At 69.1% G+C, this 14,382-nt stretch carries 12 protein-coding genes, 1 tRNA gene and 1 pseudogene; 5 read left to right on the top strand and 9 right to left on the bottom strand.

What is annotated here, in order from left to right; genetic code table 11:
* Window positions 1-117 precede the first annotated feature (117 nt).
* Window positions 118-918, top strand: a complete 801-nt coding sequence (locus tag OHA88_RS41110) for an alpha/beta fold hydrolase (protein ID WP_328629322.1) — start codon at window positions 118-120, stop codon at window positions 916-918.
* Between the two features lie 166 nt (window positions 919-1,084).
* Here the strand turns inward: OHA88_RS41110 and OHA88_RS41105 are convergent, their stop codons facing one another.
* Window positions 1,085-1,639: a hypothetical protein gene (locus OHA88_RS41105; protein WP_328629321.1), complete on the bottom strand. Its 555-nt coding sequence runs from the start codon at window positions 1,637-1,639 to the stop codon at window positions 1,085-1,087.
* 256 nt (window positions 1,640-1,895) lie between these two features.
* On the opposite strand from OHA88_RS41105, the gene OHA88_RS41100 reads away from it, so the two are divergent.
* Entirely contained in the window at window positions 1,896-2,435 is a 540-nt protein-coding gene (locus OHA88_RS41100) for a TIGR00730 family Rossman fold protein (protein WP_328629928.1), read from the top strand.
* A gap of 218 nt (window positions 2,436-2,653) precedes the next feature.
* Here OHA88_RS41100 and pdxR read toward each other — a convergent pair whose 3' ends face one another.
* Window positions 2,654-4,105 (bottom strand): MocR-like pyridoxine biosynthesis transcription factor PdxR, encoded by a 1,452-nt coding sequence (gene pdxR, locus OHA88_RS41095; RefSeq protein ID WP_328629320.1) that lies wholly within the window; start codon window positions 4,103-4,105, stop codon window positions 2,654-2,656.
* 47 nt (window positions 4,106-4,152) lie between these two features.
* On the opposite strand from pdxR, the gene OHA88_RS41090 reads away from it, so the two are divergent.
* The 3 genes and pseudogenes from OHA88_RS41090 to OHA88_RS44775 form a co-directional block, all read left to right on the top strand.
* On the top strand, window positions 4,153-4,653 hold the full coding sequence (locus OHA88_RS41090) for a carboxymuconolactone decarboxylase family protein (protein ID WP_328629319.1): 501 nt from the start codon (window positions 4,153-4,155) through the stop codon (window positions 4,651-4,653).
* A 94-nt stretch (window positions 4,654-4,747) separates the two neighbouring features.
* Window positions 4,748-5,593 (top strand): MIP/aquaporin family protein, encoded by an 846-nt coding sequence (locus tag OHA88_RS41085; protein WP_328629318.1) that lies wholly within the window; start codon window positions 4,748-4,750, stop codon window positions 5,591-5,593.
* A gap of 129 nt (window positions 5,594-5,722) precedes the next feature.
* Window positions 5,723-5,812: pseudogene (locus OHA88_RS44775) on the top strand (transposase); the annotation flags it as partial.
* A 511-nt stretch (window positions 5,813-6,323) separates the two neighbouring features.
* Here OHA88_RS44775 and OHA88_RS41080 read toward each other — a convergent pair.
* The 7 genes from OHA88_RS41080 to OHA88_RS41050 all read right to left on the bottom strand — a co-directional run bounded on the left by OHA88_RS41080 (window position 6,324) and on the right by OHA88_RS41050 (window position 13,789).
* Window positions 6,324-6,397: transfer RNA gene (locus tag OHA88_RS41080), tRNA-Met, on the bottom strand.
* Between the two features lie 216 nt (window positions 6,398-6,613).
* Entirely contained in the window at window positions 6,614-8,812 is a 2,199-nt protein-coding gene (locus tag OHA88_RS41075) for an FUSC family protein (RefSeq protein WP_328629927.1), read from the bottom strand.
* A 536-nt stretch (window positions 8,813-9,348) separates the two neighbouring features.
* Entirely contained in the window at window positions 9,349-9,633 is a 285-nt protein-coding gene (locus tag OHA88_RS41070) for a DUF1232 domain-containing protein (protein WP_328629317.1), read from the bottom strand.
* 17 nt (window positions 9,634-9,650) lie between these two features.
* Window positions 9,651-9,905: a WhiB family transcriptional regulator gene (locus tag OHA88_RS41065; RefSeq protein ID WP_328629316.1), complete on the bottom strand. Its 255-nt coding sequence runs from the start codon at window positions 9,903-9,905 to the stop codon at window positions 9,651-9,653.
* Between the two features lie 616 nt (window positions 9,906-10,521).
* On the bottom strand, window positions 10,522-11,400 hold the full coding sequence (locus tag OHA88_RS41060) for a class I SAM-dependent methyltransferase (RefSeq protein ID WP_328629315.1): 879 nt from the start codon (window positions 11,398-11,400) through the stop codon (window positions 10,522-10,524).
* A gap of 136 nt (window positions 11,401-11,536) precedes the next feature.
* Window positions 11,537-12,139: a helix-turn-helix domain-containing protein gene (locus OHA88_RS41055; RefSeq protein WP_328629926.1), complete on the bottom strand. Its 603-nt coding sequence runs from the start codon at window positions 12,137-12,139 to the stop codon at window positions 11,537-11,539.
* A 243-nt stretch (window positions 12,140-12,382) separates the two neighbouring features.
* Complete coding sequence (locus OHA88_RS41050; protein ID WP_328629314.1) at window positions 12,383-13,789, bottom strand: FG-GAP and VCBS repeat-containing protein; 1,407 nt, start codon at window positions 13,787-13,789, stop codon at window positions 12,383-12,385.
* Window positions 13,790-14,382 lie beyond the last annotated feature (593 nt).

Here is a 14,382-nt window from a genome sequence, read left to right as displayed (position 1 = left end):
CCCCATCGCGTCGCCCTCGCGTCCGCGCCGGAGCCCGCATCGAACGCGGCCGCCTGTCGCACGCTCCGAGACTCGTGCGGCATGATCAAGCTCAGCTGATCCCCCTGGAGGTCCCACGTGACATGGTCCGAGCACACCGTGACGCGAGACGGCGTCCGACTTGTCTGCCGGGACTGGGGCGGGCCGGGGCAGCCCGTCGTCCTGCTGCACGGACTGGCCGGTCACGCAGGCGAATGGGACCGGACGGCCCAGAGACTGAGCCCCCGGCATCGGGTCATCGCGCTCGACCAGCGCGGACACGGCGCCAGCGAACGCCACCCGCAGGATGTCTCCCGCGACGCCTACGTCGCCGACGTCATCGCCGTCGTGGACCAACTGGCTCTGCGGCGTCCTGTCCTGGTAGGCCAGTCGCTGGGCGGGCATACGGCCATGCTCACCGCCGCCGCACACCCCGAGCGGGTCCGCGCACTGGTACTCGTCGAGGCCGGCCCAGGCGGCCCGAACCCGAACGTCCCTGCCGACATCGGCAGTTGGCTGGACTCGTGGCCGACACCTTTCCCCTCCCGCGAGGCCGCTGCCCAGTTCCTCGGCGGCGGACCCGTCGGCGAAGGCTGGGCAGCCGGGCTGGAAGAGCGCGGAGACGGATGGTGGCCCCGCTTCGACCGCGAGGTGATGACCCGCTCGCTGGCGGAGAACGCCCAGCGTTCCTTCTGGCACGAGTGGGCGCAGATCACGTGCCCGACCCTGGTCGTCCTGGCCCAGTCGGGCTTCATCCCTCGGCAGGAAACCGAGGACATGCTCCGGCAGCGGCCCACCACCGTGGCCATGAGCATCCCTCGAACCGGCCACGACCTGCACTTGGAACAGCCAGGAACCCTCCACTCCGCGCTCTCGGACTTCCTCAAGGACCTCGCCTGACAGATTCCGGCGGCCCGCCCGCTGGGGCGGGTACCGGTGTCGGGAGGGGCTCTGAGACCATGCGGCCGTGATCACCGCGGACGACAACCTGCTGGCCGGCCTGGACGAAGTGGACTGGGCGAACCTGAACCACGCCTACGGGACGGCCGACGATGTCCCCGGCCAACTACGCGCCCTGTGCGGAGACGACGAGCAGGCACAACAGGAGGCCGTCGCCGACCTGTTCAACCATCTCGCGCACCAGGGCACCCGCTGTCAGGCATCTCCGCACGCGGTGCCGTTCCTTGTCCGGATCGCTCTCGCCGGCCCGACGTCGGCGCGTGAGCGCGCGTTGGCGCTCTTGAGCGACTTCGCGGTCAACTGGGACGAGGAGTACGAGATCATCCACGGCGCCGACATCGCCGTCTGGCGCGCGGAGGCCGCCGAGAACTCCTCCCACAAGCTCCTCCCCCTGTACGAGGAGGCCCTGGCCACCGAGCAGGACGAGCATCGACGCCGGAACGTGCAAAGCGTCCGGGACTGGGTGGCGGCGGGCAATCCGATCGACGCCCGTGACTCTTCGATGCGTTCGTACGACGCCGTGCTTGCCGAGATTCCCGCCCTGCTCAACCTCCTCGACGATGAGAACCCAAGGGCCCGGACCCGGACCGCCTACCCGCTGGCCTGGTTTCCCGAACTGGCGGACACCTCTCTGTCTCTCCTGCTCGACCTTGTTGCACACGAGCACGACGCCGTCGCCAAGACCACCTCGCTCGTCGCAGACTTCCGGCCACTCATGCAGGGCTGCGCGCGCACATCGGGCTTCCCCTGGCAGGCTACGGATGCTCGCCGTCGAGGATCTGACCACGTGGACGGGGCGCGTGCCCAGGAACTGCCCGGCGGCGAATTGGCCCCCTCCGCCACCCGGGAATTGGTCCATGCGGCCGGAATGTCCAGTACGTACGGTCGGAATCATGACGACAGCAGCGCCCACCACGATGAAGATCTGTGTTTTCCTGTCCGCCGCAGACCTCGGCGAGCACTACACCCGACCTGCCCGCGAGCTGGCGGAGCTGCTCGGCAAGGGTGGTCACACCTTGGTGTGGGGTGGATCCGATACGGGGCTGATGAAGGTCGTCGCCGATGGGGTGCGGGAGACCGGAGGGCGGCTCGTAGGGGTCTCGGTCACCTTTCTGCGGGAGTGGGCCAGGCAGGACGCCGACGAGATGGTGTTCGCCGATGATCTCGCCGAACGGAAGGCCCTGCTGCTCGCCCGTGCGGACGCAGTGGTCGTGATGGCGGGCGGCCTGGGCACGCTGGACGAGGTGACCGAGATCCTGGAGCTGAAGAAGCACGGCCTGCACGACAAGCCGGTGGTCCTGCTGAACACGGCTGGCTTCTACGACGGTCTGACACTCCAACTCCGCCGGATGGAGGAGGAGGGATTCCTGCCGGTACCCCTGGACGAGTTGTTCTTCCCCGCCGACGCGGCTGCCGACGCCTTCGCCTACCTGGAAGAATCCGTCGGAAGGCGGTGAGTCGACCACGGCGGTGCGTCCCACTTGTCTGATGCACCGAGGCCGGTTCCGGAGGCGGCGCATCGGTGGCCCGCTGCGCCGCAACCGCGGTCACGAGGGCTGGTCCGGTTCATGATGCCGACCGGCGCATGGAGAACGGGTGGCAGGTCGAGGGCATCGGACCCCGTTCATCGACCACCCGAAGCAGCATCCGGGCCACGGCGGCCCTGCCGTCGGCATCAACCCTGCGTCTCGGGAATCACCCTGCACAGTGTGTCCAGCGCACCCGTCCACGCACTGTCCGAGGGGGCCGCGTAGTTCACCACGAGCGCGTCCTTTTCGGGCAGCCGCCGGCCGGACTCCGGCGGCTCGTAGCGGAACTCGGCGAGCCCACTGACTGCGAGGCCCTGCCGCGCTGCCGCCTGGGTGACCGAGCGTTCCGTTCCGTGTGGGAGTTCGAGGATTGCTTGCAGTCCGGCGGCCATGCCCGTCACGCGGACGTGGGGGGCCCTCTGGGCCAGGGCCGTGACCAGTTGGTCGCGGCGGCGCCGGTAGTGCAGCCGCATCGAGCGCACATGACGGTCGTACGCGCCTGACGTCAGGAACTCCGCGAGCGTCAGCTGTTCGAGCGCACTCGACATGTAGTCGCCGTACCCCTTGGCTGCAACGATCTCCGGGACGAGTTCCTCCGGCAGGACCATCCAGCCGAGCCGTACCCCGGGCGCCAGTGACTTGCTTGCCGAGCCGAAGTACACCACCCGGTCGGGGTCGAGGCCTTGCAGGGCGCCCACCGGCTGACGGTCGTATCTGAATTCCCCGTCGTAATCGTCCTCCAGGATCAGCCCACCGGTGCGCCGCGCCCACTCGACAGCCGCCGTGCGACGGTCCGGGCGCAGCGCGACCCCCGTCGGGTACTGGTGGGCGGGTGTCATCAGTACCGCGCCGATACCGTCCAACCGTGCCAAGTCGTCGGTGCGCGCGCCGTATTCGTCGACGTAGACGGGCGGGGTGCGCAGGCCGGCGCCGGTCAGCAGGTCGCGATAGAGGTCGAGTCCGTACGACTCGACGGCCACCGCCCGGACCTGTCGCGCCTCGAGCGCCTGTGCCATCAGCGCAAGCCCGTGGTGGAAGCCGGAGCAGATGACGATCCGCTCCGGCTCGGCGTACACCCCGCGGGCCCGCGCCAGATAGTCCGCGAGGGCGGTGCGCAGTCGGACCTGACCGAGGGCGTCGCCGTAGCCGAAGGCGTCGTGCGGTGCCGAGGTCAGGGCGCGGCGGGCAGCGGTGAGCCACTGCGTGCGGGGGAAGTTCGCGAGGTCCGGCAAACCCGGCTGCAGGCCGTACATGGGACGTTTCCGGGTCGGCTGCGCGCGGGAGGCGGCGGGTGCGGCCCGACGCGGCTCGGCCCGTGTGGCCACCCGGGTCCCGGACCCCTGTTGGGCGGTGAGCCAGCCCTCCGCGACGAGTTCGGCGTAGGAGTCGGTCACGGTGTTGCGGGAGACACCGAGATCGGCGGCGAGCGAGCGGGAGGGTGGCAGCCGGGTGCCGGGCGCCAGCCGCCCCGTGCGCACGGCGTCCCGGAGGGCGTTCGTGAGCCCGGCGCGCAGCCCGGGTCCGCGCAGTTCCAGATGGAGGTCGGTGCCGGGTTCGGGGGGCGGACCGGTCTCAGAATTGGTCTGTGAATCTGTCACAGAAATGGACCCTACTTCAGTGCCACTGGATGCGTAGCGTTGCAGCCATGAACACGAACGAAGCACCCGAAAGCCTGGAACGTCTTCCCGAGCACGCACCCCGTCTGGACTGGACGAAACTCGCCCCGGAGGCATTCAAGGCCATGGTCCGCCTGGACACGGCGGCGAAGCAGGGAGTCGAGCCCGTCCTGCTGAACCTGGTCAAGATCCGCGCCTCTCAGATCAATCACTGTGCCTTCTGCCTGGACATGCACAGCAAGGATGCGCTTGCGGCAGGCGAGTCGGCGGAGCGCATCTTCCAGCTCGACGCCTGGCGGGAGTCGAGGCACTTCTACACGGCCAAGGAGATTGCGGCGATCGAGCTGACCGAGGCGGTCACCGTGCTCACGGACGGGTTCGTGCCGGACGAGGTGTACGCGCGGGCCGCGACGGAGTTCAACGAGAGCGAGCTGGCCCGCCTCATCGTCGCGATCACCACGATCAACGCATGGAACCGCTTCGGCGTCTCCACCCGCCTCGTCCCCGGCCACTACACCCCCGCCGGCTGATGGGTCCGGAGCGGGTCCGGGACGACCGGGCCCGCTGCTCAGCACCATCCCGGCTCCGATCTTGCCTCGGGCAGGCCAACACCAGGAGATTTTGGTGAGTACCGTCTCTTCTCAGTCACGTCGGCTGCACCTGACACGTGCCGCCGACGAGTTCGCGCTCACCACCGTCATGCTCTTCCTGGCGGTGACGGTCGTCATGTGGCTACGTGACCCGGACTCCGCTCTGTACGTGGGCGACCTCGACGCCGCGCTCGCCGTCATCGGCGTCGTCAGCGGGGCCATCCTCACCGGGCTGATATTCAGCCCGCCTGGCCGGCGCAGTGGGGGCCACCTGAATCCCGCCGTGACGGTCTCACTGTGGCTCATGGGCGCTTTCCCCGGGCGCAGCGTCGTGCCCTACGTACTGGCCCAACTCGCCGGTTCCGCGGCGGGAACGGGTCTTGGGCGCCTGGTGTGGGGGCCTGCGGTCTCGCTTCCGTCGGTGAATCATGCGGCGATCGTGCCCGCACCCACGTGGCATCCCGCGTCCGTCTTCGTAGCCGAGGCGGGCAGCATGACGATCATCATCGTCGCTGTCGGTTTCACCATGGCCCATGCCCGCTTGGCACGCCTGGTGCCCTACGTCATCGGGCTGTCTGTCGCCCTGGTGATCGCTGTCCTGGGTCCCCGCAGCGGCGGCTCGATCAACCCCGCCCGCCAGTTCGGCCCTGCCGCACTCGCCGGGCAGGGCACTGATCTGTGGATCTACCTGGTCGCGCCGGTCCTGGGAGCGGTCCTGGGAACCTGGCTGCACCACCTTCTCAGCCGGCGCCGGCCACTGACACACAGAGTGCGGGTACCAGCAAGCAGGCATTCGCCACCGGCGGGCAATGCTGCCGCCCGCGTGAGTCGACGGTCCCCGAGCCGCACCCCGGCTCCGACGGGAATCCCGCCCGAGTGAAGCACCCGGACCACCGAGCAGCCGGGGGATCACAACGCGGGGCGCACAGAAGGGAAGGCCGATGAGTCCGGTGGGTGGTGCGGGCCGCCGACAAGGCGTTTCTCCCGCCAGACGATCTCCACGACCACCGACAAGGTCCACGTGAAGATCCGCGACGGCGCCGTGGCAAATCAGCCGATCTACGTGGCCCTGGCCGTCACGGCGGACGGCGGACGGGAGCCGCGACCGCGATAACGCCATGGGGGCGGTTGATTGTGACCGGCAGGAGGAAGACCGTTGGCGAGGCGCTCTGGGGCTTGCTCGGGTGGAGGGGTACAGGTGTTTCTCACGAAGAGAGATGCGGTGACGATCCTGCTGGTCCACTGGGGAGCGAGTGTGTGGGGTGGTGCGGGCGTAGCGGTCGTAGCCGTGGCTTACGCCCCTCTGCCAAACACGCTCTCCGCCACTGCCGGGCTGGTCATCGGAACTGCTGTGACACGGTGGCTCATGGGCAAGCAGAGCCTCAGGCGATGGGCCCGCCGCCAGCAGCGTGTCGGACGGTGGTCTCTGAGCACCATTGACTGGGACCTGGTTGAGCTGATCGGGCCGGTTGCGTTGATGTGGCTTGCGGCGGGGGCGACGGCAGCGATCCTGGCTACCGTGTAAGCGCCTGCTCGCTCGCGCGCGGACCAGGTTCGAGCGGGGGCAGACGCAGTGAAGGCCCGGTACCCACCGGGCCTTCACGTTTGACTAGCGGGGACAGGATTTGAACCTGCGACCTCTGGGTTATGAGCCCAGCGAGCTACCGAGCTGCTCCACCCCGCGTCGGTAAGGTGAACTGTACGGCACCGACCCGGCTCGGCCGAATCGGCTTTCGCTTGGAGGCAGTGTCAGCGCATCTGTGAGCGCGGTCGACCGGCCATGAGCACCATCCGAGTCTCGCCCCACGCCAGGAGACGCGGCAGTGGACCTTTCGCGGCGTTCAGCCCACGTCCGACAGAAACCGGTCTGTGGATCCCGGAGTACGGAACGCCGGCCCTGCTACGCGCCCCCGCCCCGAGACGGCGCCCGGTCGGGTGTCGCGACAGACACCCCGAGGGGGCGGGCCAGACCGATCAACCCTTCGTCCAGGCGCTGCAGATGCCGCAGGACACGGTCCGTGACGCGATCGTGCCGGGGCGAGCCGGGCTTGTCCGTCTCCAGCATGGAAGCCAGGCTCGCGCCGGTCTCCACCACGCCGTCGCTGTCGTCGTCCTCGACACGCGCGACGAGGACGTCGATGTTGTGGGCGATGCGCCGGCCTGCTCCCTTCAGGAGCGGGTCCGCGGCGACGCTCTTGCTGCTCGGGAGGAGTTGAGCCGTCGCCGCCAACGAACGCGCGTGGTAGGCGCACGTTTCCAGCAGCGCCACGACGTAGCGAGCGGTCTGGCGGCGGGCTCGCAGCGGGGTGATCGGGTGGGTCAACGGCTGCGTGGAGGAACGCAGATCCTCCAGTGCCGTATCGAGCTCCCGGGCCATGTCCAGCAGATCGCGCGCAGGCCCGCCGCTCAGCTGCTCCACTGCGGCATCGGTGACGTCACGGAGCCGGGTCAGCATCGTGCCGAGGAGTTCGTCGGTGCGGCGATCGGTGTGCACCGGCAGGATCACGGCCGCCGCGATCACGCCGCAGGCGGCGCCGAGCGCGGTCTCCTCGATGCGCAGGACGAGCACCGCGGAGCTGTAGGTGTTGAGCAGGGTGTACAGCAGCCCCAGTGCCGCCGTGACGAAGAAGGACATCAGGGCGTACGACAGCGGCGCGGTGAAGAACATGGCGAAGACGAACAGCAGCACGAGTGCGAACGCCGTCCAGGTGTGGTGGCCCACCAGGCCCGCCAGGCCGACACCGGCGACGACGCCGAGAACCGTGCCCAGCAGCCGACGGTAGCCCTTGACCAGGATCTCCCCGGTGGACGCCGTGTTCAGGAAGACGACCCAGCAGGTCAGCACCGCCCAGTACCAGCGCTGACTGGAGAGGAACTCCCCTCCCACGATGGCCAGCGCCGAACCCACCGACACCTGGACCGCGGCACGGGTCGTGGGACGCTCCAGTCCCTTGCGGACATCCTCGACAGCCTCGGTCTCCTCGGCCTGCGCGATGGCGACGTCCTCGGCGTCCAGTTCCTCGCGGGAACGCGTCGTCGCAGGTGTGTCGTCGGACTCGTCCTGGGGCCCGTCGAGGGCCAGCCGCAGGCCCATGACACCGCGCGCCGCCTCCCCGATGCCGCGGAAGACGTCCTGGACGGGGGCGGAGGCGTCCGGCAGATTCTCCTCGTCCCGATAGCCGAGCAGCCGGTTGCGCAGGTGGGCCACCGCGGCGCCGCGATTGTTCGAGGCCGGGCGGGCGACGAGCAGGCGCAACGCGTGGAGATCACGGCGCAGCGTCGCGGTGATGTCGTCCTGTGTCCGCAGTCGGTTGCCCGGCGGCGGCACGGGCGCGTGCGGCAGATGAAGCGTGAGCGTATCGGCGCGTTCGGAGCTGCGCGCGGTGAGGATGAGTACGCCGAGCCGTTCGGCGGCGATCTCGGCGTCGGCGACACGGCGCTGGACGAGCAAGGCGGTGGCGCTGTCGCTGGTGCCCTCCTCCAGCCGCCCCTGGATCATCATCGCGCTCTGGTGGAGGCGCGCGGTGTGCCGGCGGACGTCCTCGAGTGCCTTCTCGACGTGGTCCGGCCCGGCGTCGAGCAACTCGATCTGGGCGGACACCAATTGGGCGAGGCGGGCGCGGAAGGCCTCGCGCAGTCGCAGCAGAATGCGTTCGGGCGTCTCAACAACCAGGCCGAACCGCACGACCGCGCTGCAGGCGAACGCGACGACCAGTGTTCCGCACAGCCCCGGCAGCGCGGAGACTGCGGCCCCGACGAACAGGGACACAAAGTAGATCTGAAACCCGATGAGTCCCAGGGCCGTACCGCGATCACCGAACCGGCGGCTGTAGACCGCGGCGAAGATCAAGGCGAGGAAGACGAGGTCGCCCGCGACGACCTCGGTGCTCAACAGCGCTCCCAGTGACATCGCCACGAGCGCCACCGGCAGGCCGAGCGCGAGCGTGATGGCCTGTTCGCGCCGCTGCTTCTCCTTGATGGCGAAGGTGGCGACCATGGCCGCGATGGCACCGGCCACCATGTGGGTCACATCGGTCTTGAGCAACGCCAGGACCGCGAGCGTGAGCGCGATGGCACCGACTGTCCGCAGGCCGGCCATCAGCCGCAACAGTCCGGGGTCGGAGGCCGAGAACCGGTCCCAGATCCTCGTCCGGCTCGCCCGTGTCACTGTCCTCACCCTGCCGCTTTCCCCGCTCGCCACCCAAAACCGGAAGTTCCAGCATGGCACGCGTCAACGCTCGCCCCGGCCTCGCCGTCCCGCTCGAGTGATCAAGCGGTTGTGTGTACATGCCGGACGAGAAGGGCTGGAACGAGACACACGGCCTGGTCATCCTGATCACCCATCGGGGAGGCGGCCGGTATGCCCGGCCCGCCCCCACACCATCGGACATGCGGGCCTCGCATCCGGCGGTTCGTCCCGCTGATCTCAGACGGGTCTCCGGCGGGACCAAGAGCCGTTGAGGGGCTTGTATCCCCGTGCCTCCCGGTGAGCCCTGTTCAGTCCCGGTTCCAGTGGGGCTATCTCGGATGACCTCCAGTGTCGCGTTCCTCCGAGTCCCTGACTCCCGGGCTGGACAAGTTCCGTATGCCACCGTGCGGCTGCGATCCGGATGGGCGCGGGACGGTCCGCCCTTTTCAAGCAGAGCGGCGCCCGGGCAGCCCACGGCCGTGGGCTGAGAGCGAGCGCAGTGCCAGCAGCAGGAACCCGATGTCGTCGAGATAGACGGGGTCGGGGATCAGGTCGACGGGACACACGGTGTAGATCGCCGCCGCCCACACCAACGCCTTGTTCCGCAGCGGGACCCCTGCGTCGATCAGCAGTTTCCTCGCCCGGATCAGCCGGATCAGGAGGACGCCGGCGACCCCCATGGTGAGCAGTGCGGCGACCGCGCCGACGAAAAGCCAAGCCGTGAGGTCCATGGGCTGATCATCCATCCTTATCCGGATTGCTGAGCCCGCCTGCGGGTGCGGCGCTTCAGCGCACGTCGTTCGGCCTCACCCAGACCGCCCCAGACGCCGGCGTCCTGACCGTGCTCCATGGCCCACTCCAGACACGGCTCCCGAACCGGGCATCCGCCGCACACCGCCTTCGCTTCTTCCGTCTGCACGAGCGCCGGGCCGGTGCTTCCGATGGGGAAGAACAGGTCGGGGTCCTCGTCACGGCAGGCCGCCTGCATGCGCCAGTTCTCCATGTGCCTCACTCCCGATGGTTGTCTCGTTCGGTTGGTACGTTGCGGGTGACCTACAACAGGCCTCTGAAACCCCATTTGCTTCTGCTCACCGCAATGCCCACCCTCGTACAGGTGCAGCGCGCATCCCGCGCCCAGGCCAATCGTCGCCAAGGGGGCACACGAGATCGGCGAGAATCGGGTCCCGCAGAGCAAACCCGCAGACCCCGCAACCCCACATGCCACGACTGGGGCCCTCCATGCGATCCTGCGCCCTACCCTGCCCGCGACACCCTGGGCAACCCCGCCTTGGCCGTCTACGACAACCCGCGCCCCTCATGCTGTGCGTCTACAGCCGGGACCGGGCGCTGTACCACCGCCTGAACAATAGCGACGCCCCGCGACTGGACCGCTGCCCACCGTCGTGCGCGAACATCGCACGCACCGATCACCACGCCAAGCAGCTCCGTGAACACGCCCAGGGGTGAAGCAGGCTCCCGGCGCCTGTGATCCACCGTCACCACGGGCTTGAGCCAGGAAGGAAGGGGCCGCGGCAGCCTGCGTCCCGGCGCCTGAACGTCTCCGAACGAGACGGATGGCCCACTGCCCGGTCGGCCCCCGCCGCGTGAGAACGCGCTGCTCAGGTGCGTCGTGCTGCCCATACGCTGCGCTCGGTGCGTACCGTCAGGTCGTCGCGGCGCAGAATGCTGCGAGGGCTGTCCGTATCGAGCAACTGGTCGAGAGCGGTCAGGTCTTCGACCGTCAGCGCTTCGGCGACGCTGCCGCGCATGCGGCGCAGGCTGCTGAGTGCGTAGCGGCCGACTGCCTCGGGGTGGGGCGGGCCGAGGTTCACGGTGATGGTGCGTTCGCCCTCGACGGTGAAGCCGGCGGCGGTCAGCTTGGGCCCCCAGTCGGCGCCGCGGTGCGGCATGTGCTCGGCATGGTGATGGTCGAGTGCGGCATGGCAGCGTTCCTCGAGGCCGGGCCGGTCTTCTGGCGCGTCCTCGGGCAGGAATCGCGGGAAGCCTGCCAGTTCGACGACGGCGAACAGCCCTCCTGGCGCGAGCGTGTCGTGGACCTGGCGCAAGATGCGGTCAGGGTCGGCCATGTGGTGCATCGAAGCTGACGCCCACACGAGATCGGGCGTGCCGAGGTCGGGCCAGGCAGTGTCGAGGTCGGCCTGAACGGTGTGCACCCGGCCGGCCAGGCCTTCCGACTTCGCCTTCTCGAGCAGGCGGTGCAGGTGGCTGGTCGAGGTGTCGACGGCGGTCACCTCGGCATCGGGGAAGCGCTTGAGCAATGCGAGAGTGCCGGCTCCGGTCCCGCTGCCCAGGTCCACCATGTGACGGGGGGCGGCTTTGACGGGCAGCCATGCGGTGATGGAGGCGATGTGCTCGGCGAGCACTTCCGCATCGAGGTCGAGGATCTCCGCCTGGCCGTCGGCGTCGTGCTGCTGTACGTGCTGGTGGGCCGAGTGCGCGCCGTGGTCGTGCGCTGCGTGCGGGGATGTGTGTGTCATGGCACCCACGCTAAGAGGATCACAGGCGTGCGGCACGGTCGCTTCCCGAATGCGCAAGACGATGGCTGCTTGGACTGCTGAAATGGCAAGCGACTCTCGACCTGCGGCAAAAAGAGGCGGCTGCGTGGCGCTCACATCACTGCGACGGGCGACCGGCGTCCCTTGCGCTCTCGCCGCCTTGGTGCCCGCGGCGGGCGTCGCGGTCGAAGATGCCCAGGATGTCGCACGGGCCGCCCTCTGCGCCGATGGCATGCGGAAGCATCGTGGGGAACTCCGCGGCCTGATTGGTCTCTACGCGAAAGCGGCGGTTGCCCAGCAGCAGGATCGCGGTGCCGGAGAGGACAACGAGCCATTCGTGGCCGGGATGGGCACGCATGCGCGAAGGGCTGTCGGGCGGCGGATCCGTCATCCGCTGACGCACGACCGTCATGCCCGGGTCCGCCCGGACGGGCCATCGCATCAGCTGGTGGGCCGCGTCGATCATCGGGCTGGAGATGACATCGTCGGTGGCCGTCTCGACGAGCTGATCGAGCGAGGTGTCCAGGGCGCGGGCGAGGGTGACGAGCTGGTCCAGAGCAAGACGGCGCTGACCGGTCTCGATCCGACTGAGCGTGGAGGGACTGAGCCGGGCTCGGGCGGCCAAGTCGTCAAGAGACCAGCCTTGTGCCACCCGCAGCGCGCGGATCCGTTTGCGTACCAGACTGTCGAGCTCACCGTCACCTTGCGTCACAAGCAATATTTTATGCCTTATACGCAAGCTGCGCTTGGTGCGACGGACATGGCCGTCTCCGAGCCGGCCCTGGAGCCGCTGCTCCCGGCCGACTCGGAGACGGCCAAATACCTGGCGACACTCATGCCTTGAGCGTCTCCCTCAGATGGCCGGGGCCCGGACCGGAGTGCGCCGGTCCGGGCCCTGCTGACTCCACGATCCCGCGCGGCGGCGTCACGGTCGATCACCGCAGAGGTAATGAAGCCCGCAGTGTCAGTCCTGCTCGTCCAGACCCACCTTCGCGGCTTCGGTGAGCTCCGGGTCCCCGGCGGTGAATCCTGCCTCCTCGCCCAGGAAGAGGAGGAGGCCGCCCGACGTCTCGGCCACCACGTCCGCGTGCCGGTCGCCGTTGATGTCCAGCGGCGGCAGATTGGTTTTCATCCAGGGCAGGCCGTAGTTCGTCGCGTCGAAAGCGGTGGACCGGGACGGGTCGGGGCCGGAGCCATCTGCTGCGCCGGGCAGCAACGTGAAGCGGCCCGCCTTGTCCTCGCCCGGAGTGTTGATCACCAGGTCCGGATGTCCGTCGCCGTTCACGTCGCCGGTGCCGGACACGGCACCGAACTTGTCGTTGCCCTGCGAATCGCCGGGGATGCCCGGGGTCTCCTGGTTGTACACCGTGCTGCGGCGGCCCGTACCGGGTCCGCCCTTGGCCCCGTAGACGATGGTGAGCTGACCTGTGTCGAGGCCGTCGGCGGGGGCCGAAACGCCCCCTCCTCCAACGAGCAGGTCGGTGATGCCGTCACCGTCCACGTCGCCGGCCTGCGGCGTCAGGTCTCCGTCCTCGACGTCGTTGTCCAGGCCCTGGGGCACGGCGGCCGGGACGGGGCCCTCAGGGCTGCCGCGGAAGTAGGCATCTGGCGGGACCATGGACTCCGGCTCGTCGTCCGAATACGGCGGGCTTCCGGTGAAGAGCAGGTCGTCGAAGCCGTCGCCGTCGAAGTCGCCGGCGGTTGCCCCGCCGCCGGCGGCCTCCCAGTCCTGCCCGACCAGCCGGGCCGGGACGCCGTCCCGGTCGAACGGACCATAGGCAATCCGCCCGGGTATTCGGGCGGGGTCCTTCTCCTGTGCCCCCTTGCCGCGGTCGATCAGGTCGACGGCTCCGTCGCCGTTGACATCAGCCACAGCCATCGCGAGGAACTGCCGCTTGGCAGCCACTGTCACCGGCTTGCCGAGGCCGTTCTTCCCGCCGAACATGACCACTGCCTGGTAGGTGGCGCCGCGCTCAGTCATCCCGTCCGGTCCGTCAGGCTCGCGCGTGGCGACCAGGTCCGGATAGCCGTCGCCGTCCAGGTCGCCCCGGAGCAGCGGGCCGCTGTAGACGTCGCTGTAACGCGTGGCACGGGCCGCGTCCAGGCCGCGCTTCGAGCCCGGGACGACGACTACGTGCCAGGCCCCTGCCTCGCCGGAGGCGCGGTTCGTGACCGCGGTCACGAAGTCGTCGTAGCCGTCCTTGTCGAAGTCGCCGATGCCCTCGCTGCGACCGTCGCGATCCCCCGGGGCCGGTCGGTGCTCCCCGGTGCCGCTCGCCGTCCCGTCCCCGTTCCCACCGCTGCCCGAGCAACCGGTGAGCAGCAGCCCTGTGCAGGCCAGCAGGGCGAGTGCGGACCGGGATGCAACCACGTGAGCTCCTGACGCAGGCGATGCTGTCAGGGGAGTCTGACCGTCCGCTCGTCACAGCGGAGCCGCGATCATGATTGCAAAACAGTAAAGACCAGGTCAGCAGTCGGATGACAGCAGCGTCTACCCGCAGGGGGCGTAGGGCCTCGAAACGGCCGTCAGGTCGTCGTGTCTTCGCCGGAGTCGGGGTTGAGGAGATCCCCACGATGTAGAGGCAGTCGGTGTTCGTGGAGTTCGGCTCGCCCTTGAGACCGGCGTTGTGGCCGGCGACGCAATCGGTCGATGCCGGGCCGACCGACCGTGGCAGTGGGGATCGCGCTGAACCAGGAATCAGGGAGGCCGGCTTCCGCACGGAGCACCGGCTCCGGGGAGAGGACGGGCTCGTCGCAGGACCGTTGAGCACCGCACACAGTGCTTCACGAGACGCCCGTGTTCGAGGGGCGGACGGAGTTTTTCGTCGGGCACTGACCATGACGTGCCTGCCGGCTCACGGCTGCGATGGCAGGCATGTGCGGCCGACAGGCGACCACGGAAGCCCAACAGCATACTGAAGAGAGGGAGCACGAATAGCGGACTCGATCGCCAACGTGTCCGGG

This window comes from Streptomyces sp. NBC_00353, from assembly GCF_036108815.1.
Lineage (GTDB): Bacteria > Actinomycetota > Actinomycetes > Streptomycetales > Streptomycetaceae > Streptomyces.
Note: the sequence above shows the minus strand (reverse complement) of the source record. Positions and strands in the feature narration are given on the sequence as shown.

Coding starts and splice junctions, on each gene's coding strand:
- OHA88_RS41090 (WP_328629319.1), top strand. CDS start 4,153: ATGAACACGAACGAAGCACCCGAAAGCCTGGAACGTCTTCCCGAGCAC.
- OHA88_RS41065 (WP_328629316.1), bottom strand. CDS start 9,905: ATGGAGAACTGGCGCATGCAGGCGGCCTGCCGTGACGAGGACCCCGAC.
- OHA88_RS41075 (WP_328629927.1), bottom strand. CDS start 8,812: ATGGCCGGCCTGCGGACAGTCGGTGCCATCGCGCTCACGCTCGCGGTC.
- OHA88_RS41070 (WP_328629317.1), bottom strand. CDS start 9,633: ATGGACCTCACGGCTTGGCTTTTCGTCGGCGCGGTCGCCGCACTGCTC.
- OHA88_RS41100 (WP_328629928.1), top strand. CDS start 1,896: ATGAAGATCTGTGTTTTCCTGTCCGCCGCAGACCTCGGCGAGCACTAC.
- OHA88_RS41060 (WP_328629315.1), bottom strand. CDS start 11,400: ATGACACACACATCCCCGCACGCAGCGCACGACCACGGCGCGCACTCG.